The organism is Methylobacterium frigidaeris, from assembly GCF_022179185.1.
In the GTDB taxonomy this organism is placed as follows: Bacteria; Pseudomonadota; Alphaproteobacteria; order Rhizobiales; family Beijerinckiaceae; genus Methylobacterium; species Methylobacterium frigidaeris.
Map to the genome: position 1 here is coordinate 72,377 of NZ_BPQJ01000023.1, position 24,639 is coordinate 97,015.

19 protein-coding genes and 1 pseudogene are annotated in these 24,639 nt (G+C 69.8%); 11 read left to right on the plus strand and 9 right to left on the minus strand.

Annotated elements, in window-relative coordinates:
• Positions 1–111 precede the first annotated feature (111 nt).
• From MFF64_RS22260 to deoC, 6 genes and pseudogenes are all read left to right on the plus strand, one after another.
• Positions 112–1,044 (plus strand): glycosyltransferase, encoded by a 933-nt coding sequence (locus MFF64_RS22260; RefSeq protein WP_238192416.1) that lies wholly within the window; start codon positions 112–114, stop codon positions 1,042–1,044.
• A gap of 112 nt (positions 1,045–1,156) precedes the next feature.
• Positions 1,157–1,837 carry an FkbM family methyltransferase gene (locus MFF64_RS22265; RefSeq protein ID WP_238192417.1) on the plus strand — a complete coding sequence of 227 codons (681 nt, stop codon included), beginning with the start codon at positions 1,157–1,159 and terminating at the stop codon, positions 1,835–1,837.
• 438 nt (positions 1,838–2,275) lie between these two features.
• Positions 2,276–3,023 (plus strand): annotated as a pseudogene (locus MFF64_RS22270) (IS3 family transposase); the annotation flags it as partial.
• 342 nt (positions 3,024–3,365) lie between these two features.
• The gene (locus MFF64_RS22275; protein WP_238192418.1) at positions 3,366–5,528 is read left to right on the plus strand and encodes an Ig-like domain-containing domain; all 2,163 of its coding nucleotides are present in this window, start codon (positions 3,366–3,368) and stop codon (positions 5,526–5,528) included.
• Between the two features lie 119 nt (positions 5,529–5,647).
• A complete protein-coding gene (locus tag MFF64_RS22280; protein ID WP_099902975.1) occupies positions 5,648–5,911 on the plus strand; it encodes a hypothetical protein in 264 nt (87 codons plus the stop codon).
• Between the two features lie 107 nt (positions 5,912–6,018).
• Positions 6,019–6,690 carry a deoxyribose-phosphate aldolase gene (gene deoC / locus MFF64_RS22285; RefSeq protein WP_207768100.1) on the plus strand — a complete coding sequence of 224 codons (672 nt, stop codon included), beginning with the start codon at positions 6,019–6,021 and terminating at the stop codon, positions 6,688–6,690.
• A 65-nt stretch (positions 6,691–6,755) separates the two neighbouring features.
• On the opposite strand, the gene MFF64_RS22290 is transcribed toward deoC, so the two are convergent.
• Entirely contained in the window at positions 6,756–7,121 is a 366-nt protein-coding gene (locus MFF64_RS22290; RefSeq protein WP_133123458.1) for a hypothetical protein, read from the minus strand.
• 336 nt (positions 7,122–7,457) lie between these two features.
• Between MFF64_RS22290 and MFF64_RS22295 the strand changes: the two genes are divergently transcribed.
• Positions 7,458–8,612, plus strand: coding sequence for an SH3 domain-containing protein (locus MFF64_RS22295; protein ID WP_238192419.1), 1,155 nt, complete (start codon positions 7,458–7,460; stop codon positions 8,610–8,612).
• Between the two features lie 126 nt (positions 8,613–8,738).
• Here MFF64_RS22295 and MFF64_RS22300 read toward each other — a convergent pair whose 3' ends face one another.
• From MFF64_RS22300 to MFF64_RS22310, 3 genes are all read right to left on the minus strand, one after another.
• Positions 8,739–9,593 (minus strand): SDR family NAD(P)-dependent oxidoreductase, encoded by an 855-nt coding sequence (locus MFF64_RS22300; RefSeq protein WP_099901866.1) that lies wholly within the window; start codon positions 9,591–9,593, stop codon positions 8,739–8,741.
• Positions 9,590–10,348, minus strand: a complete 759-nt coding sequence (locus MFF64_RS22305; RefSeq protein WP_238192420.1) for an enoyl-CoA hydratase-related protein — start codon at positions 10,346–10,348, stop codon at positions 9,590–9,592. The genes MFF64_RS22300 and MFF64_RS22305 overlap by 4 nt, the downstream gene beginning before the upstream one ends.
• 129 nt (positions 10,349–10,477) lie before the next feature.
• Positions 10,478–12,250, minus strand: coding sequence for an acyl-CoA dehydrogenase family protein (locus MFF64_RS22310; protein ID WP_238192421.1), 1,773 nt, complete (start codon positions 12,248–12,250; stop codon positions 10,478–10,480).
• A 140-nt stretch (positions 12,251–12,390) separates the two neighbouring features.
• On the opposite strand from MFF64_RS22310, the gene MFF64_RS22315 reads away from it, so the two are divergent.
• Complete coding sequence (locus tag MFF64_RS22315; protein ID WP_438823089.1) at positions 12,391–13,383, plus strand: L-threonylcarbamoyladenylate synthase; 993 nt, start codon at positions 12,391–12,393, stop codon at positions 13,381–13,383.
• A 144-nt stretch (positions 13,384–13,527) separates the two neighbouring features.
• On the opposite strand, the gene wrbA is transcribed toward MFF64_RS22315, so the two are convergent.
• Positions 13,528–14,127 carry an NAD(P)H:quinone oxidoreductase gene (wrbA, locus tag MFF64_RS22320; protein WP_238192423.1) on the minus strand — a complete coding sequence of 200 codons (600 nt, stop codon included), beginning with the start codon at positions 14,125–14,127 and terminating at the stop codon, positions 13,528–13,530.
• A 114-nt stretch (positions 14,128–14,241) separates the two neighbouring features.
• Here wrbA and MFF64_RS22325 point away from each other — a divergent pair, with 114 nt between their 5' ends.
• Positions 14,242–15,159, plus strand: a complete 918-nt coding sequence (locus MFF64_RS22325) for a LysR family transcriptional regulator (protein WP_238192424.1) — start codon at positions 14,242–14,244, stop codon at positions 15,157–15,159.
• Here the strand turns inward: MFF64_RS22325 and greA are convergent.
• Positions 15,129–15,590 (minus strand): transcription elongation factor GreA, encoded by a 462-nt coding sequence (greA, locus tag MFF64_RS22330; RefSeq protein WP_238192425.1) that lies wholly within the window; start codon positions 15,588–15,590, stop codon positions 15,129–15,131. The genes MFF64_RS22325 and greA overlap by 31 nt on opposite strands.
• Positions 15,591–15,821: 231 nt before the next feature.
• Here greA and MFF64_RS22335 point away from each other — a divergent pair, with 231 nt between their 5' ends.
• Both MFF64_RS22335 and MFF64_RS22340 read left to right on the plus strand, forming a co-directional pair.
• A complete protein-coding gene (locus MFF64_RS22335; protein WP_099902226.1) occupies positions 15,822–16,709 on the plus strand; it encodes a cation diffusion facilitator family transporter in 888 nt (295 codons plus the stop codon).
• A 67-nt stretch (positions 16,710–16,776) separates the two neighbouring features.
• On the plus strand, positions 16,777–17,073 hold the full coding sequence (locus MFF64_RS22340) for an alkylphosphonate utilization protein (RefSeq protein WP_099902224.1): 297 nt from the start codon (positions 16,777–16,779) through the stop codon (positions 17,071–17,073).
• A gap of 9 nt (positions 17,074–17,082) precedes the next feature.
• Here MFF64_RS22340 and MFF64_RS22345 read toward each other — a convergent pair whose 3' ends face one another.
• The 3 genes from MFF64_RS22345 to treS all read right to left on the minus strand — a co-directional run bounded on the left by MFF64_RS22345 (position 17,083) and on the right by treS (position 24,509).
• Entirely contained in the window at positions 17,083–18,291 is a 1,209-nt protein-coding gene (locus tag MFF64_RS22345; RefSeq protein ID WP_238192426.1) for a pyridoxal phosphate-dependent aminotransferase, read from the minus strand.
• Between the two features lie 449 nt (positions 18,292–18,740).
• Complete coding sequence (gene glgB / locus MFF64_RS22350) at positions 18,741–20,894, minus strand: 1,4-alpha-glucan branching protein GlgB (RefSeq protein WP_238192431.1); 2,154 nt, start codon at positions 20,892–20,894, stop codon at positions 18,741–18,743.
• Positions 20,895–21,245: 351 nt separating this feature from the next.
• A complete protein-coding gene (gene treS / locus MFF64_RS22355) occupies positions 21,246–24,509 on the minus strand; it encodes a maltose alpha-D-glucosyltransferase (RefSeq protein WP_238192427.1) in 3,264 nt (1,087 codons plus the stop codon).
• Positions 24,510–24,639 lie beyond the last annotated feature (130 nt).

Here is a 24,639-nt window from a genome sequence, read left to right on the forward strand (position 1 = left end):
ATGACGCTCCGCACCGATGATCGAGGCCGGGCCGCGATACATGGAGGCTTGGTGGCTCGAACGGCCGGAATGAGCATGAACGGATGCCGGCATCAGGAAAGGTGTTGCTGCATGGATCCAAAACTTGCCGTCATCGTTCCATGCTTCAACAATTCCGATACTATCGGCGAAGCCATCGGCAGCATCCTGTCGCAGGAATACGACAGGTTTGAACTACACGTCTGCGACAATGCCTCGGACGACGGGACGAGGGACATCATCGCAGCCATCACCGATCCTCGTCTCAGACCCGCCCTGCATGCGACGCGGGTGGCGCGCACTGACAACTGGAACCGGGCCTACGAGGCCGGTTTTTCGGCCGAGTATCTGGTCACGCTCCATGCTGACGACCGTCTCGCCCCTGGAGCACTCAGGAGCATCGCGACCGCGGCACGATCCGGCCCCGCCCTCATCCACGGTCTCTTCCGCCACCTCACTTACGAAGGCGGATCGATCGCCGGCGTGCGCTTTCCATTTCGCTACCACTGCACGGGCGACGACTTCCGCGAGTTGATCCTGCTCAACAACATGGTCGCGGTCCCTGGAGTGACGGTCCGCACCGATGTCTTCCGGGACGCCGGTGGGTGGGATCCCGCCTGGAGCTTTCTCCAGGATCTCGAGCTGTGGTGGCGCTGCTCAACCTATGGCGAGGTCATCTATCTCGCCACGCATCTTGGTGACCAGCGCATGACGAAGGTGCCGGATCCTGTGCCGCGCCATGCTGCAGAGCACCTGCGCTGGACCATAGAGAAGCTGAGCACGCTCGAAAGCCCTCGGCTGCGCCATGCCGCGATCGACGGCTTGGCGGACTACGTCGATAGACTCTCCCACGAGTTGGCCGACCGGGGGGACGTGCCGCCGCAATTGAGGGACTCCATCAGGGATGCCCGTGATTCCATTGCTCGCGGTCCTCGTCCCCGTCCTGGTGCGCGTCACCGTCAGCGGCGGCTTCGACTGCATCTCGCTCTTAGATCTTGGCTGAGATCAACGATAAATCCAAATTGAACATCTGGGGCAGGAAAAGATGACAAGTATTCGTTTTATATCTACGCGCGTCGATCGCGCTAGTCGCGTTATTTCATCGGTCATGCACCAACGTCGAAGTAAACTGCCACCATTGCGTCTTCTCGATGTCGGCGCCCTGTTTGGCCTTCAGCCCCGCTGGGAAATGTTGCGCAAGCTGGGTATCGTAACGCCTATTCTCTGCGAGCCGGACCGCGTCGAGGCTGCGCGGCTGCGCAAGGCTTACTTGGGCGCGACCGTGCTCGAATGTGCCCTGGGAGCCGAGGAAGGTTCGGCTACGCTCCATGTGGCTCGTGATCCCGGCAAATCATCGCTCCTGCGTCCGAACCTCGAGAGCATTGGCAGGTTCGAAGAGATCGCGGCTTGGCAAATCATCAAGGAATTCCAAGTCCCGGTGCGTCCTCTCGATGATGTTTTGGATCGTCTCGAGAAGCCAGACTTCATCAAGATCGATGTTCAGGGGTACGAGCTGGAAGTGCTCAAGGGCGCTGCCCGGACGCTCCATCATGTTGCCGCACTTGAGATCGAGACATCCGTCGTCCCACTGTACCACAACCAGCCAACTCACTCTGAGGTAACGGCATGGTTAATCGATCGCGGCTTTCATCCCGTCGCCACCAAGACAACTGGGACCTTTGGTGGCGAGGGTGTACGGGCGGTTGAATACGATTCATTTTTCGTCAATAATCATTTACTTTCTGATAAGAGGGACGGTTTGCAGATCTGGCTGACGACGAACAGGATACGCAGAGGTGGCAGCTGGGATCGCTACTAGTTGTCTCGGTATGTGTGCCAGTCGAACTGCCAAGTTAATTTATTTACGGATGAATAATCTATTGAAAAAGTAAATATATTGTCCTATATTATGGAATATATTAATAATATAAAACAGGATAACTTAGTCATCAACCCGCCTGTGCGCGGATGGCAGGGAGTGACTGTGATACGACGCTTCTGATTTGTATTGATGAAAAAACAAGCGTCCGTGCGCGATAAGGCACATGGACTTCAAGGGACTCGCTGAGGAACGGGGTCAAGGCCCGGTATTTGCGGTTCAGACAGCAATTGCATTGCTTGGTGAGCACGGCTTCGCTCCTCTGTGCCTGGTGGCTCTCGGTGACCAGCCGATCGGTGCCTCCAGGAGGGGCTGGTCAGCCCCCATCGGAGTGGTCCGCCCTGAAGTATGGCTTTGAGCCGACGGAGGACGGACGCGATGGGAACGAAGAAGCACAAGCCGGAAGAGGTGGTGACCAAGCTGCGGCAGGTGGACGTGCTGGTCTCGCAAGGCCAGAGCGTGGCGGATGCAATCCGCGCCATCGGCGTGTCGGAGGTCACCGACTATCGTTCGCGCAAGGAGTTCGGCGGGCTGAAGTCCGACCAGGTGCGCCGGATGAACGAGCTGGAGACTGAGAACCAGCGGCTGCGCAAGGCGATCGCGGATCTTACCCTCGACAAGCTGATCCTGCAGGAGGCCGCCCGGGGAAACTTCTGAGCCCCGCGCGCCGGCGCGCCTGCATCGAGCATGTCCAGACCGTACTGACGGTCTCCGAGCGCCGCGCCTGCCGCGCCTTCGGACAGCATCGCTCGACGCAGCGCAAGGTGCCGGGGGGAGAGACGACGAGGCGGCGCTCCGGGCTGACCTGATCGAGCTGGCGCGCCGGTACGGCCGCTACGGCTACCGCAAGATCGCCGCCCTGCTGCGGGCGGTAGGCTGGCTGGTCAACGACAAGCGGGTGGAGCGGCTCTGGCGGCAGGAGGGGCTGAAGGCGCAGGCCCGCCTGCCCAAGAAGGGCCGGTTGTGGGACGGGGATGGCTCCTGTGTCCGGCTGCGGCCCGAGCACCGCGATCATATCTGGTCCTACGACGTCGTCGAGGCGCGCACGCATGACGGGCGCAAGATCCGCATGCTGAACGTCAATGTCGAGGAAAGTCCCGTAGCCACTAAGGTGACGGTTAGACGTCCACGACAGCGTGCCGCACCCCGAGATCGTGCGACACTGCTGCTACGTGCAACCGGGAAAACGCCTGATAAATCAAAGTTCTGTGGTGACGTGCCCCGAACCCCCTCGTGAGCGCCACCGGCCGGATCTTCCCTCCATCGTTGATCGATCAAGATTGGTCGGCACGCCATCGTCGCGGTGCCGCGTCTTTCGCGCGATCCGGCCACCCTCCACCAAAGCGGTAGCGGACCTCCATCCCCTCGACGAAGGGATGCGCGCGTCGCCGTCGTCCCGGCTGTCCTCGACTGTATTGGCCTGCTAAGCATCGGTCATACCAATAATCAATGTTTGGCGAGAGACGTGATGCAGCGGATGGTCGTGCGCCTGCTGGTGTCGGCAGTATTGTGTCTGACGTTCGCGGCATCGGTCCGCCTCTTGTTCGAGGCGCTGTCTCCGCGTGTGCTGGCGTTGATGCCGATCGATGGCGCAACGGAAGTCTATCCCGGCCTGCCGATCGCGGTCGGTTTCTCCCACGACATGGTGCCGGAGACGATCGGGCCCGCGACGATCTCGCTGCGCGAGGATGGCAGTGCGGCTGTGCCGGTCGCGATCACCTACGATGTTCCCCAACGCGCCGCCCGTCTGGTCCCGCAGGCGCCGCTGCGGCCGGGCGCGACCTACCGGATCACGATCGGCGCCGGGAGCCGGCCGGAGAGCACCCTCGGGCTGTCCCTGAGGGAGCCGGCGGAGGGGCGCTTCACCGTGGCGCCGCCGCCGGAGCTGGCCGAGAGGCCCGGCGCGCCGGTCCTGCTCGCGGTCGGGCCGAAGAACCCCTTCGGCCCCTACTACGCCGAGATCCTGCGGGCGGAGGGGCTGAACCTGTTCTCGGTGGTCGCGACGCGGGACCTCACGCCGGAGCGCCTCGCCCGGGCTGCCCTGGTGCTGATGACCGAGACGCCGGACGAGGCCCTGGCCGCCCGGCTCTCCGACTGGGTGCAGGACGGCGGCAACCTGATCGCGATCCGGCCCGAGGGCGAGTGGCTGCCGCTGTTCGGCCTCGCCCTGGCCGGGGAGGCCCTCGACGAGCGCTACCTGCAGGTCGACGCGCAGATACCGTCCGTCCGGGGCATCGCCCGGCAGGCCATGCAGTTCCACGGCCCCGCGACCCGCTACGCCGCGGAAGGCGCGACGATCCTCGCCCGCCTCTCGACCGGGAGCGATGCCCTGCCCTGGCCGGCGGTCTCGCTGCACCGGGCCGGCCAGGGCCAGGCGGCCGCCTTCGCCTTCGATCTCGCCACTTCGGTGGTGCGCCTGCGCCAGGGCAACCCGGCCTTCGCCGGACAGGAGCGGGACGGGCTGCCGCCCCGGCGGCCGAACGACCTGTTCTTCCCGGACTACCTCGACCTCTCGCGGGTGGCGATCCCGCAGGCCGACGAGCAGCAGCGGCTGCTCGCCAACCTGATCGTGACGATGAGCGCCGAGCGCCTGCCGCTGCCGCGGGTCTGGTACCTGCCGGACGAGCGACGCGCCGCCCTCATCATGGCCGGCGACGACCACGCCACCCGCCGCGGCACCCTGGATTCCTACAAGCGCCTCGTCGCCGAGAGCCCGATCGACTGCCGGCCGGAGGCCTGGGACTGCGCGCGGGCGACCTCCTACGTCACGCCGGCGACGCGTCTGGCGCCGGAGCAGGCGCAAACCTATGCCGCCCTCGGCTTCGAGACGGGGATCCACGCCGATACCGGCTGCCGCGACGTCGACGGCGCGACGCTCGGCCTGGCGCTGAGCCGGCAGGTCGGCGGCATCGGGCAGAAGCTCGGCCTGCCGGCGCAGGAGACCCATCGCCTGCACTGCGTCACCTGGAACGGCTGGGCCGACACCGCCAAGATCGAGCGGGCGGCGGGGATCCGCCTCGACCTCGGCTACTATTACTGGCCCGGCTCGTGGATCCGGCGGCGGCCGGGCTTCATGAACGGCTCCGGCTTCCCGATGCGCTTCGCCGACCTCGACGGGCGGGTCCTCGACATCTACCAGGCCGCCAGCCATCTGGTGAACGAGAACGGCGTCGACCAGAGCACCGGCATCACCACCATGCTCGACCGGGCGCTCGGCCCCGAGCAGTTCTTCGGCGCCTTCGGCACCCATTACGACTACACCGACGGCTATTTCGACCACCTGGTCACCGCCGCCCGCGAGCGGGGCGTCGCGATGATCTCGGCGGCCCAGATGCTGCGCTGGCTCGACCGGCGGGAGGCGATCCGGTTCGAGTCCCTGGCCTGGAACGGGCACGACCTGACCTTCCGGGTCAAGCTCGCGGAGGGGCCGGAGCGGGTGACCGGGATGCTGCCGGTCTCGGCCCTGTCCCACCGCCTCGCGGCGATCACCCGCGGCAGCCAGCGGGTGCATTTCCGGACCGAGACCATCAAGGGGCTCGACTACGCCCTGTTCGACCTGGAAGCGGGCAGCTACGCGGTGTTCTACGACGAGAAGACCTCGTCGATGCCGCTCCCGGCCCGGCTGCCGTAAGGCTTGCGTTGGGGGCTGCGTCATTTGGGGGCGCGGCCCATTTGCCGATCCCGGGCGTTGGGCCGGGAACGCGCCCGGCATCCTGCGGCGCGCCCCTCCCTTCCTCGAGGCCCGACCCGATGGCTGCCGACACCAACGCCCTCTCCGACCGCGCCCTGTCGATCTTCGCCTTCGCGGCCTACCATCACCTGATCAGCGGCCAGCCGATCAGCTCGGTGGTGCGCCGGGACGGCAGCGGCCATCAGGCGGATCCGGAGGGCGCCGCCGAGGTCGAGCAGCGCGGCCTCGCCACCTTGAGCGACGACGAGATCACCTTCACCGAGCCGGGCGTCGCCTTCGTCGAGCGGACGGTCGCGGCGATCCGCCAGGCCAGCGGGCGCTGATCCCGGGTGCTTGACGGTCCGCGCGCCGCGATGGAACTCCTGCCGTCGCGGCGCCGGGCACCCGGGCTCGGGCCGCCCCGGAGACGATTCCCTCGGAGACGATTCCCTTGGACGCGCCCGCCCTCGCCCGCCTGATCGACCACACGCTCCTGCGGGCCGACGCGACCTCGTCCGAGGTGCGGCGCCTGTGCGAGGAGGCGTTGGCGCACCGCTTCAAGGCGGTCTGCGTCAACCCGGTCCATGTCGGGCTCGTCGCCGAGATCCTGGCCGGCAGCGCCGTCGCTCCCTGCTCCGTCGTCGGCTTTCCCCTCGGGGCGGTGCCGCCGGAAGACAAGGCGGCAGAGGCCGCCGGCGCCGCGCGCCGCGGCGCAGCCGAGATCGACATGGTGATCGCGCTCGGGGCCCTGAAGGAGGGGCACCACGCCGCTGTGCGGGCCGACATCGCGGCCGTCCGGGCCGCGTGCCGGGGGCAGGTCTTGAAGGTCATCATCGAGACCTGCCTGCTCGACGAGGTGCAGAAGCGCCTCGCCTGCACCCTGGCCGTCGAGGCCGGGGCCGATTTCGTCAAGACCTCGACCGGCTTCTCGACCGGCGGCGCCACCGTGGCGGACGTCGCCCTGATGCACGCGACGGTCGGCGACGCGATCGGGGTCAAGGCGTCCGGCGGCGTGCGCAGCCTGGAGGCCGCCCGCGCCCTGATCGCCGCCGGCGCGACTCGGCTCGGCACGAGTTCGGGCGTGGCGCTGGTGACGGCGGGAGTGGCGGGTGGGTCTTATTGAGAACCCGGATCGGGCCGGGGGTGGAGCTCTCGCACTCCGCCGCTGCTCAGCGTCCGCGATGCAGACTACTCATAGCCCGTCCGCCAGTCGCTGTCCTTGCAGCGCACCATGACGTGGCCGTTCATGCGCATGCGGCCGCTGACCGTGTCGAACATGTAGGTCGTCTTGCTGATCCGGCCCTCGGACTCGCATGTCGCCGGGATTGCCGTCCCGTTCCCGGTCGGTCGCGCCGCGGACAGCTTGAACGCGCAGGTCGTCTCGTTCCAGATGATCTGGGATCGCTCGATCCGGAAGATGGCTCCCTCGACCTCGAGCGGGTTCGCCTTGCAGGACTTGGCGGATGGCGACCAGATCCCGACGTAGAACGGAGCCTTGGCGGCGGCCGCCGACGGGATCAGGCCGACCGCGAGCACGAGGACGGATACGCGCATCAAGAACTCCACCCCTCCGCGACGGACCGATTCACCGTCCCGACCGAAACCTTGCCACCGGCAATGCCGGCACGCGACACGGGTTGCCGCTCTGTCGGCGTCATCTCGCGAACGACTGCCCGGCGTTACACGAACAATAGCCTGCCCGCATTGCTGCTCCGCTCAAGGCATCGCTCAATTTTAATCGAGTTTCATAACCATCGCGCATCCGATCTCCGGGGACCCGCGACTGCATTTCAGGATTCTTGAACTTTTCGCCGCGAGTTTCGCGCCGTGCAAGGGGCGGGGACGGGACTGGGACGTCCGTGATCCGACCGTCGAGACTGGGTGTGCGCGATGCTGAAGCAGTGGGTTCTGGCGGCGATCGTCCTGGCGTCGGCGAGCGTCGCCCGCGCCGAGAGCAGTGGCGGCTACAGCTACCCGGTCGGGCTCGACGAGAATGGCGACAACTTTCTCGCCTTGCGGAGCCGGCCGACCACGCAGGAGGGCGTCCGGCTGCGCAAGCTCGGGCCGGGGACGCTGTTCAGCGTGATCAGGCGGCAAGGCGCCTGGTACAATGTGCGTCTGCTCGACGGCGAGAGCGGGTGGGTCTACGGCCGCTACGTCGGGTGTTGCGCCCGCGGTCCGCAAGGCCCGGCGCCCGCCGTCGCGCAGACCATGCAGGTCGTCGTGCAGCCCGGCGAGGCCGAGACCGCGCGGCTGCGCGGGCAGGTCGAGCAGCTCACGGCGCTCGTGCGCGCCAACCAGGAGAAGCAGGAGCGGCGCGAGAGGGCGGAAGCGGCCGCCGCGGCGCGGCAGGCGGCGGCGCAAGCGGAAGCCGAGCGGCCGCTGGCGGCCGACGAGGATGCCCTCGCGGGGCTGAGCGCCCGGTTCGAGCAGGCGGCGGCCAATCGCGCCTCGTACCTGACGCCGACCAAGCCGGACGACCAGGATCTCGGCCGCACGGCACGCACGGCGTCCGAGCAATTCCCGAAGGTGCCCTTCTACATTCCCGGCACGCGGGAGAGCGGACGATTCTGGGTCGAGCCCCGCGTCGGTGACACCGGCCGGCTGTCCTACGACATGGTCTTCGTCGACCCCCGTGCCAGCGTCGACCAGAAGCGGGCGGTCATCGATCTGACCCCCGAGCAACTCGACCGGATGAAGCTGGCCATCGCCAAGATCTCGCTCTGGTCCGAGATCGCTCACCGCAACGAGGTGCGGCGCCACTATCGCAAGCGGGTCGATTGCTTCCCGGAGGCGTCGTGCCCCCGCGACGGCGACAAGATCGATGGTAAATCCTCTACGGAAGTCGTCTTCTTCGTCAACGAGGACGGCTCGACCGGAGGCCGTATCCAGCGGAACAAGGGCCGCTACGACGAGGGCTACAACGTCTCCGTCAAGTCCGCCCGCCTGCTCGCCTCGTATCTGAGCTACGTGCAGAGCCGCGGCGAGCGCGATTACGCGGCTGGAACGCGCACCGCGGCGGATCTCGATGCCATGTTCAGGTGAGACGAGGCCGGCGGGATATGGGCCGGATCCGCATCGCCAGCCGGTGCGGAGCCTGAGCGCAGCCGATCGCCGCGCCGCGATCCCGCGAAGATCGCGCCGGTTCCGCCGAACGGCTCGGGGAAGCGCCTACGGACCGCCCGGCCGGTACCGCTCCGGCCGCGTCCCGTCCTCGTCGGTGAAGCCATACGCCCGCGCCAGATCGGCGGCATGCAGCACCTGGCCCGCGAAGGCCGCGACGCCGGGATCGCCCGCCAGCGCCGCCAGCGCCCTTCCGGCATAGAGCGCGCTCTCCCCCGCCTCCCCGGCCATGCCGGCCTCGACCACCCGCTCGGTCCGCACCAGGCCCGGCGCCAGACCCAGCGCCGTGACGCCATAGGGCTTCAGCTCCTCCGCCATCGCGAGGGCGAGGCGGTTGGTGGCGGCTTTGGCGAGGTCGTAGAACAGGTCGCCGAGATAGGCCTCCGTGCCGAACGAGACCAGCGCCAGGAGGCCGCCCTTGGCCGAGACCATGGCGGGGGCGACGGCCCGGGCGAGGATCAGGCCGGCGAGCGGGCCGGTCTCGAGGTTGTGGCGCAAGGGGGCGAGGCCGCGGCGCCAGAAGGCGGTGCCCCAGGTGGCGCCGTCGGGGTAGCGCTCGCCGTCATAGCCCTCGTTGCCGCCCCAGACGCTCGACACCGCGACGTCGATGCGGCCGAAGCGGCGCAGCACCCAGCGCACCATCGCGTCCACCTCGGGCTCGCGGGTGTGGTCGCAGAGATAGTGGTGGCCGCGCCCGCCGGCGAGGTCGATCTCCCGGGCGGTGTCCTCGAGAGCCTCGCTGCGCTGATCGGTGCGCGGGCCCGTCTCGCTGGAGCGGGCGGTGACCACCACAATGGCGCCGGCCTCGCCGAGCGCCCGTGCGATGCCGCGGCCGACCCCGCGCGAGGCGCCGGCGACGAGGCAGACCTTTCCCGAGAGGTCCGGGATGCCCGTGGGCCTCACCGGGCGCCGCGGGACAGGAAGCGCTGGAACGCGGCTTGCGCCTCGGGCGAGCGGAGCGCCGCGTCGAAGGCCTGGGCCTCCGCATCCATGGCGGCGCGCACCGCCTCCCCGTCGCCGCGGATCAGCCGGCGGGCGGCGGCCAGCGCCTGGCGGGGCTTTCCCGCGAGCTTGGCCCCTTGAGCCAGCGCGTGTTCGAGGAGGCCGTCGGCCGGGACGACCGCATTGGCAAGCCCGAGCCGCACCGCCTCGTCGGCCCCGAAGGCCTCGCCGAGGAGCAGCAGTTCCGTCGCCTTCGGCAGGCCGACCCGGCGCGGCAGCAGGTAGCTGGAGGCCGCCTCCGGCACCAGGCCGAGATCGACGAACGGCATCCGGAATGTCGCGGCGGGCGTCACGTAGACGAGGTCGCAATGGAGCGTGAGCGTGGTGCCGACCCCGACCGCGAGCCCGTCCACCGCCGCCACCATCGGGGTGCGGGTCACGGCGAGCTGGCGGATGAAGCGGAGGGACGGCGCCTCGCCGAAGGCCCGCTCGGTCCGGGCGACGAAGTCGGCGATGTCGTTGCCGGCGGTGAACACCCCCTCGGCTCCGGCGAAGACCACGGCGCCGACGCCCGAATCCTCGCGGTCCGCGCCCTCCAGCGCCTCGCGCATGGCGTCGTACATCGCCCCCGTGAGGGCGTTCTTCTTCTCCGGGCGGGCGAGCCGCACGAGGCGGACGCCGCCGGGTTCGTCGGTGATGCGGACGTGGTCGGTCATGGGAGGCTCACAAGCAGACAGCGTCGAGCGGGCGACATCGTGCCAAACAACGGGATGACGCGGAGGGTGTCGGGTGGGGTGTGCGCAACGTCGGATGAGAGGTGATTGACGCCGCCGCGCCATCCCCCCTCACCCCGCGAGCGCGAGCGCCCCATCCTGAAGGAAGCCCCCGCCCCCCGTCACCGTCTCCTCCAGCCCCCGCGCCGCGGTGGCGAGGTTCTCGGCGAAGAACCGGGCGAGCGCGATGCGGGCCGGATGCGCCGGATCGCCGTCGCCGGCCTTCGCCGCCGCGTTCGCCGCAAGCGCCGCTTGCGCCAGGCAGGCCCCGCCCTGGGCGAGGCCGAACAGGCGCAGGTACGGGGTGGCGCCGGCGAGCGCCTCCTCGGGCCGGTTCGAGCCGAGGGCCTTGAGGAGGGAGCTCGTCGCGCGGTCGAGGGATTCGATCGTCTCGCGCAGGCGCGGGGCGGTGTGGCCGAAACCGGGACCGCCCTCCTTCAGCACCCGCTCGGCGACGAGGCGCATCGCGCCGATCTGGCCGCGCACCACCCCACCGCCGTCGAGCGGCAGCTTGCGGGTGACGAGGTCGATCGCCTGGATGCCGTTGGTGCCCTCGTAGATCGCCGCGATGCGGGCGTCGCGCAGGTGCTGGGCGGCGCCGGTCTCCTCGACGAAGCCCATGCCGCCATGGACCTGGATGCCGAGCGACGCGACCTCGATGCCGATATCGGTCGAGAACGCCTTGGCCACCGGGGTCAGCAGCGAGGCGCGGGCCTGCGCGGCCTTCCGTCCCGCCTCGTCCGGCGCCCGGTGGGCACGGTCGATCGCTTCCGCCGTCAGGTAGCAGATGCCCCGGGAGGCCGCCGTCAGCGCCTTCATGGTGAGCAGCATGCGCTGCACGTCGGGATGCTCGATGATCGGGCTCGCGCCGCCCTCGCTCGCGGCGCTCGCCCGGCCCTGGCGGCGGTCGCGGGCGTAAAGGAGGGCCTGCTGGTAGGCGCGCTCGGCGATCGCCACGCCCTGGAGGCCGACGCCGAGGCGGGCGTTGTTCATCATCGTGAACATGCAGGCCAGCCCCCGGTTCGGCTCGCCGACGAGCCAGCCGGTGGCGCCGTCGTAGACCATGGTGCAGGTCGGCGAGCCGTGGATGCCGAGCTTGTGCTCGATGCCGGCGCATTTGAGCGCGTTGCGCGACCCGTCCGGCAGCACCTTCGGCACCAGGAACAGCGAGATGCCGCGGGTGCCGGCGGGCGCGTCGGGGAGCCGCGCCAGCACCAGGTGCACGATGTTGTCGGTGAGGTCGTGCTCGCCCCAGGTGATGTAGATCTTCTCGCCCGAGATCCGGTAGAGGCCGTCGCCCACGGGCTCGGCCCGGGTGCGCATCACCGAGAGGTCCGAGCCGGCCTGCGGCTCGGTCAGGTTCATGGTGGCGGTCCACTCGCCCGAGACCAGCTTCTCGAGGTAGCGGGCGCGCAGCTCCTCGCTGCCGTGCCGGCTCAGCGCCTCGACGCCGCCGGCGGTGAGCAGCGGTCCGAGGCCGAAGGCCATCGCGGCGGAGTTCCACATCTCGATGCAGGCGGCGTTGAGCAGCACCGGCAAGCCCTGGCCGCCATACTCGACCGGGCCCGGCAGGGCGTTCCAGCCGCCCTCGGTCCAGGCGCGGTAAGCCTCGCGGTAGCCCGGCGGCATGGTGACCACGCCGTCCTTGAGCGGGGTGCCGTGACGGTCGCCGACTTTGTTGAGCGGCGCCACCACGTCGTTGGCGAAGCGGCCGGCCTCCTCCAGGATGGTGTCGACGAGGTCGTCCGAGAGATCGCCGTGCAGGCCCTCCGCGATGGCGCGGTCGAGCCCGGCGACGTGCCGGAGGGTGAAGGCCATCTCGGCCACGGGCGCGCGATAGGTCATCGAGGGCTCCTCCCGACAGAGCGGTTCGGCGGCTTTTCCGGACGGGCCCGCCGCGCGGGCCCCCGGGAGCCACCCTTTGGATTTGACGTGCAGCGGCCGCCGACGCTACGGCCGGCGGCATGGTGACGGATAGTTTAGACGTGAACGATGATCGCGGGTCAATGCCGACCCGCCGCCTCGCCGCCGATGACGCGGGCGTCAGTGAGGCCGGTGCCCTGCTGCGCGCCGGACGGCTGGTGGCGATCCCCACGGAGACCGTCTACGGCCTCGGGGCCGATGCGAGCGATCCGGCGGCCGTGGCGGGGATCTACGCCGCCAAGGAGCGGCCGCGGTTCAACCCTCTGATCGCCCACCTGCCCGACCTCGCGGCGGCCCGGCGCGAGGGGGATTTCGGCCCGGAGGCCCTGCGGCTGGCGGAGGCGTTCTGGCCCGGCCCCCTCACCCTGGTGGTGCCGGCGGCCGATACGGCCCGCGTCTGCGACCTCGCCCGGGCGGGGTTGCCGAGCGTCGCGCTCCGGGTGCCGGGCAGCGCCCTCGCCCGGGAGGTGCTGGCGGCGGCGGGCTGCCCGGTGGCGGCACCCTCGGCCAACCGCTCGGGGCGGGTCAGCCCGACGGAGGTCGATCACGTGCTCGGCGACCTCGACGGCCGGATCGCGGCGGTTCTCGACGGCGGGCCCTGCCCGGTCGGGGTCGAATCGACCATCGTCGCCTGCCTCGACGGTCCACCGGTGCTGCTGCGCCCGGGCGGCGTGCCGCGCGACGCGATCGAGCGGGTCTTGGGCCGGGAGCTGGCCCTGCCGAGCGCGTCGGACGGGGCGGCGCCGGTCTCCCCGGGCCTCCTTGCCTCGCATTACGCGCCCCGCGCGACGGTGCGCCTCGACGCGACGCGGATCCGGCCCGGCGAGGCCGCCCTGCTGTTCGGCCCCGTCGCGCCGGACGGGTTCGACGACGCGGCCGTTTCCCTGAATCTCAGCCCGTCAGGCGACCTTGCGGAGGCGGCCGCCCACCTCTTCGCCCATCTGCGCCGCCTCGACGCCGCCGGACCGGCGACGATCGCGGTGGCGCCGATCCCGGCGGACGGCCTCGGCGAGGCGATCCGCGATCGCTTGGCTCGCGCCGCTGCGCCGCGCTGAGCGAGGGCTGGAAAATTTTTGCGGATCCCGCGGAACCCACCCCGCAGGACCCGCGTTGGTTGGGCCTAGAAGGTCACCTAAGCCCCCATCGACCTTCCGCCTCAGAGGCCCAGCTGCGCTGGGCCTTTTTCTTTGGCCGGAGCGTTACCGGGCGAGCTTCGCCGCGATGCCGGCGACGTGACGGCCCTGGAAGCGGGCGCCCTCCAGCTCGACCGCGCTCGGCTGGCGGCTGCCGTCGCCGCCCGCGATGGTCGACGCGCCGTAGGGCGAGTTGCCCATCACCTCGGCGGTGCCGAGCTGGCCCTGGAAGCTGTAGGGCAGGCCGACGACCACGAGCCCCAGATGCAGCAGCACGGTGTGGACGCTCAGGATCGTGGATTCCTGGCCGCCATGCTGCGAGGCCGTGGAGGTGAAGACCGCGCCGACCTTGCCGACGAGGGCGCCCTTCGCCCACAGGCCGCCGGTCTGATCGATGAAGTTCTTCATCTGCGAGGCCATGTTGCCGTAGCGGGTCGGCGTGCCGACGATGATCGCGTCGTAGGTCGGCAACTCGTCGACGGTGGCGATCGGCGCCGCCTGGTCGAGCTTGTAATGCGAGTTGCGGGCGATCTCCTCCGGCACCAGCTCGGGTACCCGCTTGACCACGGCCTCGGCGCCGGCCTCCCGGACGCCCTCGGCCACCGCGTAGGCCATCTGCTCGATATGGCCGTAGGTCGAGTAGTAGAGGACCAGAACCTTCGCCATCGCGTGATCTCCCGTCTGTTCGAGGTGCGGACCATCGTGGATCGCGGAGCCATCGGAAATGGCCTATGATGCAAGCTCGCGCTTGCACGCATGCAAGGTCAGGAGTTCGATCGCGTGACCGCCGCCCTCACCTGGGACGATTTCCGGCTGGTGAAGGCCATCTCCGACCAGCGCGGCCTGACCCAGGCCGCCGAGCGGCTCGGCATCAACCACTCCACCGCCTTCCGGCGCCTCGGCCAGATCGAGGCGGCCCTGCGCACGCCGCTCTTCGAGCGCCACCGCACCGGCTACGTGCCGACACCGGCCGCCGAGGAGATGGCCCGCATCGCCGCCCGGATGGAGGAGGAGGTGCTGGCCTTCACCCGCCGGATCGAGGGCCAGGGCCTGAGTCCCGCAGGCGAACTCCGCATCACCACCGCGGCCTCGCTCCTCACCGGCCTGCTGACACCGATCCTCGCGGCGTTCTGCGCCCGCTGCCCGGAGGTGCGCCTCGACGTGGTGGTGTCGGAGCAGGCTCTCAATCTCGCCAAGCGCGACGCGGACGTGGCGCTCCGCGCCACCAACGACCCGCCCGACACGCTGGTGGGGCGCCGCCTCGCCACCATCGCCTGGGCGCTCTACGGCCGGGCCGGCCTCGACCGGGACATCCCCCTCGGCGAGCAGCGCTGGGTCTCGCCGGCGCCCCGCCTCGGGGCAGCGTCCGCTGCACGCTACGTGCAGGAGCGCACCGACCCTGAGCGCATCGTGCTGCGCCTCGACACCGTGCAGGGCCTGGCGGACGCGGTGGAGGCCGGGATCGGCATCGGCCCCCTGCCCTGCGTCATCGGCGACCGCCGCCCGAGCCTCGTGCGGCTCTCGGGACCGGAGCCCGACCTCGCCGCCGGGCTCTGGCTCCTCACCCATCCGGACCTGCGCCGGGCCGCCCGGGTGCGGGCCTTCCTCGACTTCGTCGGCGACGCCATCGCCCGCGAGCGCGACCTGATCGAGGGGCGTGTGCCGGGTCAGCGGACCGAGACGATCTCGACCTCGTGACCCGCCACCGTGACGGTGTCACCGGCCTGCTTGCCGGTCAGCGCCCGGGCGAGCGGCGCCACGTAGGCGAGCGTGCCCTTGGCGGGGTCGGATTCGTCCTCGCCGACGATGCGGAAGGTCTGCTTCGTCCCGTCCTCGCGCGCGATGGTGATCGTCGAGCCGAAATGCACCGTGTCGCCGGGCGGCTGCTCCACCACCTGCGCCGAGTTGCGCCGGGCGGTCCAGTAGCGCAGGTCGCGGTTCACCCGCGCCATGTTCGCCTTGTCGTCGGGCGACAGGCCGGCATGCTCGATGTGCAGCCGGTCCAGCTCGGCGTCGATCAGGGCGAGGCCCTCCGGCGTGACGAAGTTCGGGTGCGGGGAGACGGGACGGTCGGGGAGATCCTCGAAGGCCTCCCCGCCCTCCTTCTCGCGAACGAAGGCGATGCTCATGAAACAGGCAATGCGCGGGGTCGCGCCAAGGTTCCGCGCCCTGCCTGCGCGCGGTGCGTCCCGCGATCCCCCCGAGCGTCGGATGCGCCGCGGGAGTTCGGAAGGCGCACATAGCCCGGGCTATGACATGTGCCGTGGCCTTCCAGGACACGCCGCCTTATGGGAGCGGCGCCGCGCCGCAGCGGATCCGTCCCGCAACGCGGTCACGACCAAGCCTCTCGGAACATCGTCATGGAACGTGCGCAAGCCGCCGCCCTCGCCAGCGCCGGGGTCGGGCTCTTGGTGCTCGCCCTCAAGTTCGGCGCCTGGTGGATCACCGGGAGCCTCGCGCTCTATTCGGATGCCCTCGAGAGCATCATCAACGTGGTGGCGGCGATGACCGCGTTCGTGGCGCTTCGCGTCGCCGCCCAGCCTGCCGACCAGAACCACCCCTACGGCCACCACAAGGCCGAGTACTTCTCGGCGGTGATCGAGGGCGCGCTGATCATCGTCGCCGCGGTGGTGATCCTGCGCGACGCCTACGACGCGCTCCAGGCGCCCAAGACTCTCGACGCGCCGCTGGTCGGCGTCGCGGTGAACGGTGTCGCCACGGTGATCAACCTGGTCTGGGGCGTGATGCTGGTCCGACGCGGTCGCGACTGGCGCTCGCCGGCCCTGGTGGCGGACGGCAAGCACGTGCTGGCCGACGTGGTCACCTCCGGCGGCGTGCTGATCGGGCTGGGGCTTGCCACGGCGACCGGCTGGGCGATCCTCGATCCGGTCATCGCCGTGGTGGTGGCGCTCAACATCCTGTGGTCGGGCGGCGCCATGGTGCGCGACTCGGTGAGCGGCCTGATGGACCAGGCGGCCCCGGCCGAGATGGTGACGCAGATCCGCCGGCTGATCTCCGAGCACGGCGAGGGCGCGCTGGAGGCCCACGACGTGCGCACCCGCCATGCCGGCCAGGTCACCTTCATCGATTTCCACCTCGTGGTGCCGGGCGAGATGACGGTGGCGGAATCGCATGCGATCTGCGACCGGCTCGAGGCGGCGATCGAGGGCGCAGTGGAGGGGGCCGTGGTGACGATCCACGTCGAGCCCGCCGAGGAGGCCAAGCAGCGCGGCCTGCCGGTTATCTGAGCGTCGGCCCCTTGCGGGACACGGCCCCGGCCGGCGACAACGCCCGCGCAATGGAGGATGGACCGGCGTGACGGGCAGCGACGACGATTACGTGTACGACGAGGCGACGGGCGAGTGGCGCCCCGCCGGCGAGATGAAGGCGGCCGCGACCCGGGAGGTGCGCGATGCCTCCGGCAACCTCCTGAGCGACGGCGACTCCGTCACCCTGATCAAGGACCTGAAGGTCAAGGGCGCGAACCAGACCCTCAAGCAGGGCACGGTGATCCGCTCGATCCGCCTCACCGACAGCGACGACGAGATCGATTGCCGCCACGACGCGATCAAGGGCCTGGTGCTGCGCACGGAGTTCGTGCGCAAGCGCTAACGTCGGCCGTCACCGCGGGGTCAGCACCGGCACCATCCGGCGCATCGCCTCGGTGAGATCGGCGGCGGAGCGGGCGAAGCAGAGCCGCAAGAATCCCTCGCCGCCGGGACCGAAGGCCGAGCCGGGGGCGAGCCCGACATTGGCCTCGTCGACGATGCGCTTGGCGAGGCAGATGTCCTCCGGCTCGGCCGGCACCCGCGGGAAGGCGTAGAACGCGCCGGGCGGGGCCGGCAGCTCGACGCCCGGCACCGCGCGCAAGGCGTCGCAGACGATGGCCCGCCCGGCGCGGGCCTGCGCCACCTGCTCGGCGATCAGCGATTCCCCTTCCCGGATCGCCGTGACGGCGGCGTGCTGCAGGAAGGTGGCGACGCCGGACGTGCCGTAGAGGACGAGCCCGTCGACGATCCGCCCGATCGACGCGGGTCCTTCGAGCCAGCCGACCCGCCAGCCGGTCATCGCCCAGTTCTTGGAGAAGGTCTGGACGAACAGCACCCGGTCGCGGTCCTCGGGCTGCCAGACGTCGCGGATCGACGGCGCCCGGCCGAGTTCGGCATGGGCCGGGTCGAAGCAGAACCGGCCGTAGATCTCGTCGGCGACGATCCACAGGCGATGCCGCCGGGCAATCGTCAGCACCGCCTCGAGGTCGGCCCGGGTCGCGACCCAGCCGGTCGGGTTCGCCGGGGTGTTGAGGACGATGGCGCGGGTGCGCGGGGTGATCGCCGCCGCGATCCGGGCGATGTCGAGGCTCCAGCCGTCCGTCGCATCGAACTGCATCGGCACCGGGACCGGGCGCGCGCCCTGCATCGCGACCGCGCCGAAGAAGTTCGACCAGGTCGGCGTCGGCAGCACCACCTCGTCGCCGGGCTCGGCGGCGATGCGGATCGCGGTGTGGAAGGCGTGCATGCCCCCCACCGTCACGAAGAACCGCTCCGGCCCGACGGGATCGCCGTAGAGCCGCGAGACGTACTCGGCCAGGGCCTCGCGCAGGGCCGGGATGCCGAGCATCCGGGTGTAGAAGGTGGCGCCGTCGCGAAGGGCCCGCTGCGCCGCCTCGCCGATGAAGGCCGGCGTCGGCCGGTCGCCCTCCCCGACCCAGAGCGGGATCAGGCCGGGCCGCTCGACGCCGTAGGCCACGAGCTCGCCGATGCCGCTCGGCAGCACCCCGGCCGCCTCGCGGCTCACCGGCGGCATCGTGTCGGGCAGGGGCGGGACGGTCATGCGGGGTCTCACCGGACGAAACGGGAGACCGAGCCATGACAAGCGGAACGGCCGGGCGCAAGCCAGAATGGTGCACGACGGTGAACCAGGGTCATGCGTGCAGGCGCATCCTCAGTCGCAACCCACGCCCCTTTCCCGGACGAGCGAAACGAAGTGGAGGGAGATCCGGCATCCAGCAGAGGAAGTGCTGCGAGGCGGCCCTGTACGACGCACCGTTACAGACATACGGACGCTTCGCGACTTTTCGTGCTGGATCCCGGATCTCCTTGCGCCGACGCTGCACTCGTCCGGGAAACGGGCTCGGTCAACTGGCAGGAGTGTTGCCAACCCCCTGGTATCGGCATGGGCCGCGACGCGGGCCGTCGTAGGCCGGAGCGGAAAGCAATTCGGGTCCGCACCACGATCTCCGACCGGCGCGACCCCGCGGGGCCGCGCCGGTCGGGCAAGTCTCAGCCCTGCCGCACCAGGATCAGCGTCGCGAGCGGGGGCAGCGACAGGGTCAGCGAGCAGGATTGCCCGTGCGAGGCTTCCGCCACCGCATCGACCCCGCCGTAATTGCCGACATTGCTGCCGCCATAGCCCTCGGCATCCGAGTTGAACGCCTCGCGGTAATGGCCGGGCATCGGCACGCCGATGCGGTAGCCGTGGCGTACCACCGGCGTGAAGTTCGAGACCACGATCGCGATCTCGCCCGGCTCCCGGCCCTTGCGGGCCCAGGCGATGACGTTGTTCTCGGCGTCGTCCGAGACCAGCCACTGGAACCCGGCCGCCTCCGTGTCGCGCTCATAGAGCGCCGGAGTGGCGGCGTAGAGGTGGTTGAGGTCGCGCACCAGCGCCTTGAGGCCGGCGTGGAACGGATCGTCCAGCAGGTGCCAGTCCAGGCTCTGGTTGTGGTTCCACTCCTTCTCCTGGCCGAACTCGCCGCCCATGAACAGGAGCTTCTTGCCCGGATGCCCCCACATGAAGCCGAAATAGGCGCGCAAATTCGCGAATTTCTGCCAGCGGTCGCCCGGCATCTTGCCGAGCAGCGAGCCCTTCCCGTGCACCACCTCGTCGTGGGACAGGGGCAGGATGAAGTTCTCCGAGAAGGCGTAGAGCAGCCCGAAGGTCAGGTCGTGGTGGTGGTAGCGGCGATGCACTGGTTCCTTCGAGATGAAGCGCAGGGTGTCGTGCATCCACCCCATGTTCCACTTGAAGCCGAAGCCGAGGCCTCCGGTATAGGTCGGGTGCGAGACGCCCGGCCAGGAGGTCGATTCCTCCGCCACCGTCATCGTGCCGGGGGCATGACTGTAGGTCGCCTCGTTGGTCTTGCGCAGGAAGTCGATGGCGTCGAGGTTCTCGTTGCCGCCGTACTGGTTCGGGATCCACTCGCCCGCCCGACGCGAGTAGTCGAGGTAGAGCATCGACGCCACCGCATCGACCCGCAAACCGTCGAGGTGGTAGTGCTCGAGCCAGAACCGGGCGTTGGAGGCCAGGAACGCCGAGACCTCGATGCGCCCGAAATTGTAGATGTAGGTGCCCCAGTCCTGGTGGAAGCCCTGGCGCGGGTCGGCATGCTCGTAGAGATGGGTGCCGTCGAACTGGCCGAGGCCGTGGGCGTCGAGGGGGAAGTGGCCCGGCACCCAGTCGAGCAGGATGCCGATCCCGGCCTCGTGCGCCGCGTTGACGAATTCCGAGAAATCCTCCGGCGAGCCGAAGCGGCTGGTCGGCGCGTAGAGCGAGACCGGCTGGTAGCCCCAGGACCCGTCGAACGGGTGCTCGGTGATCGGCAGGAGCTCGATATGGGTGAAGCCCATCTCCTTGGCATAGGGGATCAGGCGCGCCGCGAGCTCGCGGTAGGTGAGATAGCGGTTGCCCTCCTCCGGCACCCGCGCCCACGAGCCGAGATGGACCTCGTAGATCGAGATCGGGCCGTGGCGGTGGTCGAGGGCGTTGCGGCTCTGCATCCAGGCCTGGTCGCGCCAGACCGGCGACGGCAGGCCCTCGAGGCGCGAGGCGGTCTCGGGCGGCTGCTGCGCCGCGAAGGCGACCGGATCGGCCTTGAGCGGCAGGAGCGCGCCGTCGGGCCCGCGGATCTCGAACTTGTAGTGCCCGCCCTTCTTCAATTCGGGAATGAACAGCTCCCAGACGCCGCCATCCTGCCACAGCCGCATCGGGTGGCGCCGGCCGTCCCAGTCGTTGAAGTCGCCGACGACCGAGACCCGGCGGGCGTTCGGCGCCCAGACCGCGAAGCGGAAGCCCGGGGTGCCGCCGATCTCGACCGCCTGCGCCCCCAGCACCCGGTGCACCGCGTCGTTGCCGACGTCGCGCAGGAGGCCGATCTCCTGCTGGGTCAGGGTCGCGCCGTACTCGTAGGGGTCGCGCCGGGTGCGCTCGGTGTTGTCCCAGCCCTCGACCGCGATCCGGTAGTCGGGCCGCTGCGGGTAGGAGAAGCTCCCGACGAAGAAGCCGGCCGGGTGGCGCCGTTCCATAGGGACGCGGGTCTCGCCGATCACCACCGTGGCCGCGCGGGCCTCCGGCAGCACCGCGCGCACCTCCCACTGGCCCTCGCCGGTCTCGTGGGGGCCGAGCACCGCGAAGGGGTCGCCGTGCTCGGCCCGCATGATCGCCTCGACGGCGTCGGGGTGGACCGCGTAGGCGCGGCCCGGCACCGGCGGCCGCGCCGGGCGGGTCGGCGCCGGCCCGGAGACGCGCGGCGAGGCGGCTGCCTGCATGGCGGCGACGCGCAGCGAGACGGGTTTCTTGGAACCGGACGTCTTGGCCTTGCCGGGCAGCGCGGCCTGCTTGCCCTTCGCCTTCGCGGTGACCGGCGCCACGAGGGCGGCCTTCACCGTCGCGCCCTTGCCGCCCTTCTTCTTGCTCTTCGTGGTCTCGGTCACGCTCGTCTCAAGGTTGCGGTCGGTCTGGTGCCGGCGAGCGGCCGGTTTCCGGGCGCGGGTCTCGTCGTCCATGGGTCACGCCCCTTTCTGGTCGGCCAGGATGGCCAGCACGCCGCGGGCTGGAATCTCGATCCAGTCCGGGCGGTTGTTGGCCTCGTAATCGATCTCGTAGAGCGCCTTCTGCAGCAGGCAGAGCCGCAGCAGGCGGTCGTGGGTGCCTTCGTCCGTCACGGCGGCGCGGCTGCCCTGCACGGTGGCGGCGTAGGCCTCCAGGAAGGCGCCGCTCACCATCGCACGCCACGCTGCCACGGCGGTCTTCGCCCGCTCGCCGGCCTCGGCGAAGCGCGAGGAGACCTCGCGGGTCACGGTCTCGCCGCCATAGGCGAACGAGCGCAGGATGCCGGCGACGTCGCGCAGGGGCGTCGACTTCGCCCGGCGCTCGTCCACCGGCCGTGACGGCTCGCCCTCGAAATCGACGATGATGAGGTCGTCTTGCGAGGCGAGCACCTGGCCGAGATGGTAGTCGCCGTGGATGCGGGTGCGGTGGGCGCCCTCCGGAGCCTCCCGGCTCAGTGACGCGATCAGCGCCTCGATCTCCGCCTTGGCGGCGACGATCGCGGCGGCCGCCTCCTGGGCGCTCTCGGGCGCCGTGAAGCCCAAGCCGCCGCAGGCCCGGAGCGCCTTCTCGGCCTGCCGACGGGTGTCGGCGGCGAGGGCGGACAGATCCTCTGCCGTGAACGGCTCGGCGGCGAAGGCCGCGTCGTCGGTCTCGATCGCGAGCGCCTTGTGCATCTCGGCGGTGCGCTGACCGAGTAGCCCCGCCCAGCGCAGGTGGGTGGCGAAGGTCTCCTCCGGCGAGTGCGCCTCGCTCTCGGGCACCAGCACGATCGTGTCGAGGTCGCGCCGGAGGTATTCGAGCATCAGCGTCCAGGCGTCGCCCTGGTTGCGCACGAAGGCCTGGAGCAGGGCGAGCGCCGTCGCGGTGCCGTCCGATCCGACATGCTCGACCACGCCGAGGAGGGCCGGCGTGTTCTTGAAGCCGGCCTGCTCGGTGAGGAAGCGGCCGACCTCGACCTCCGGATGCGCGCCGGGCTGCAGCCGCCGCAGCAGCTTCAGCATCAGCCGCGAGCCGAAGGCGATCGAGGTGTTGCTCTGCTCCGCCGAGAGCCGGCGGATATCGGCCGGGTCGAGCTCCAGCTCGGGGTCGAACAGCGAGGTCGCCTGGAAGCGGATCCGGCCCTTCTCGGACGGGATCTCGCGGCCGTGACGCATCGCGTCGACCATCGCGAGGGCGAAGTCGGGCGAGGAGGCGGCGCCGTAGAGAAGGCCCATCCGCGGGCCCCGGCGCACCCGGGCGACCGCGTGGTCCATCAGCGACTCGTCCTCGCGGCCTTCGTCGGCGGCGAGCGGCACGAAGTAGTCCTGGGTCTCGCCATTGGCGAGCGAGACCGCGATTCGCGGCAGCAGGAAGCCGCCGGTACCGCTCAGAGCCGGCAGGATCGCGCTGTCGACCACCTCGACCCCGCGGATGCGCGTGCCCTTGGCGCCGAACCAGCGCCGCGAACCGATGAAGCGCGGCGCCACGGTGCGCTCGAAGGCCTGCCGCTCGCGGCCCCGCATCAGGGTCTCGACGCCGCCGGTCAGCACCAGCGTGAACAGCTCCGGCGCCTCGGGCTGCGGGCCCATCGTGCCGGCATTCGCGGTCGAGAGCGAGAACCAGTAGAAGCCGTAGGCCGGCATGGTGAGCAGGTACGGCAGGTCGCCGATCGGCGGGAACGAGGTGCCGCCGGTGAGCTCGACCGGCACCGCGGTGCGCAGGTCCGACAGGTCGAGCTGCACCGCCTGCGGCGCCCGCGACAGGTTGGCGACGCACAAGACGCGCTCGTTATCGTGCTCGCGAATCCAGGCGAGCACCTTGCGGTTGTCCGGATAGAGGAAGCGAAGACCGCCGCGCCCGAGCGAGACGTGGTTGTTGCGGATCGCGATCATCCGCCGGGTCCAGTTGAGCAGGCTGGTCTGGGCGCGCGCCTGCGCCTCGACGTTGACCGCGTCGAAGCCGTAGATCGGGTCCTGGATCGTCGGCAGGAACAGCCGGGCCGGGTCGGAGCGGGAGAAGCCGCCGTTGCGGTCGGGCGACCACTGCATCGGCGTGCGCACGCCGTCGCGGTCGCCGAGATAGATGTTGTCGCCCATCCCGATCTCGTCGCCGTAATACAGCACCGGGGTGCCGGGCATCGAGAGGACCAGGAACTTCATCAGCTCGATCTTGCGCCGGTCGTTCTCGAGCAGGGGCGCGAGGCGGCGGCGGATGCCGAGGTTGATGCGGGCGCGCCGGTCGGCGGCGTAGAAGCTCCAGAGGTAGTCGCGCTCCTTGTCGGTCACCATCTCGAGCGTCAGCTCGTCATGGTTGCGCAGGAAGATCGCCCACTGGCAGCCCTCAGGGATCTCCGGCGTCTGCCGCATGATGTCGGTGATCGGGTGCCGGTCCTCCTGCGCGATCGCCATGTACATCCGCGGCATCAGCGGGAAGTGGAACGCCATGTGACATTCGTCGCCCTCGCCGAAATACTGCGCGGTCTCCTCCGGCCACTGGTTGGCCTCGGCGAGCAGCATCCGGTCGGGATAGGATTCGTCGAGGGCGGCACGGATCTTCTTGATGACCGTGTGGGTCTCAGGGAGATTCTCGCAGTTCGTGCCGTCGCGCTCGATCAGGTAGGGAATCGCGTCGAGGCGCAGCCCGTCCACCCCCATGTCGAGCCAGTAGCGCATCACCTCGATCACCGCCTCGAGAACCTTCGGATTGTCGAAGTTCAGGTCGGGCTGGTGCGAGTAGAAGCGGTGCCAGTAATACGCCTTGGCGACCGGGTCCCAGGTCCAGTTCGAGGCCTCGGTGTCGAGGAAGATGATGCGGGTGTCGGTGTACTTCTCGTCAGTGTCCGACCAGACGTAGAAGTCGCGCCACTCCGAATCCTTCGGGGCGTTGCGGGCCTGCTGGAACCAGGGATGCTGGTCCGAGGTGTGGTTGATGACGAGCTCGGTGATGACGCGCAGGCCGCGGGCATGGGCCTCGTCCACGAAGGTGCGGAACTGGTCCATCGTGCCGTAGGATTGATTGATGTCGCGGTAATCCGCGATGTCGTAGCCGTCGTCGCGCAGCGGCGAGGGATAGAACGGCATCACCCAGATCGCCGTGACGCCGAGATCGCGGATGTAGTCCAGCTTCGCGGTCAGGCCGTCGAAATCGCCGATGCCGTCGTTGTTCGCATCGAAGAAGGACTTGACGTGGACCTGGTAGATGATGGCGTCACGGTACCATTGCGGATCGCTGCGATCGATCATCGCGTCAGAGCCTCATTCGATCGGGTCGTGGCGCCGGGCTGATGGCGTTGGCTCAACGCGGGGCGCCGGGGAGAGTTCGGATGAGCCTGGCCGGCGCGGGCGGATCGTCCGCTCGCGCCGCGACAGGCTC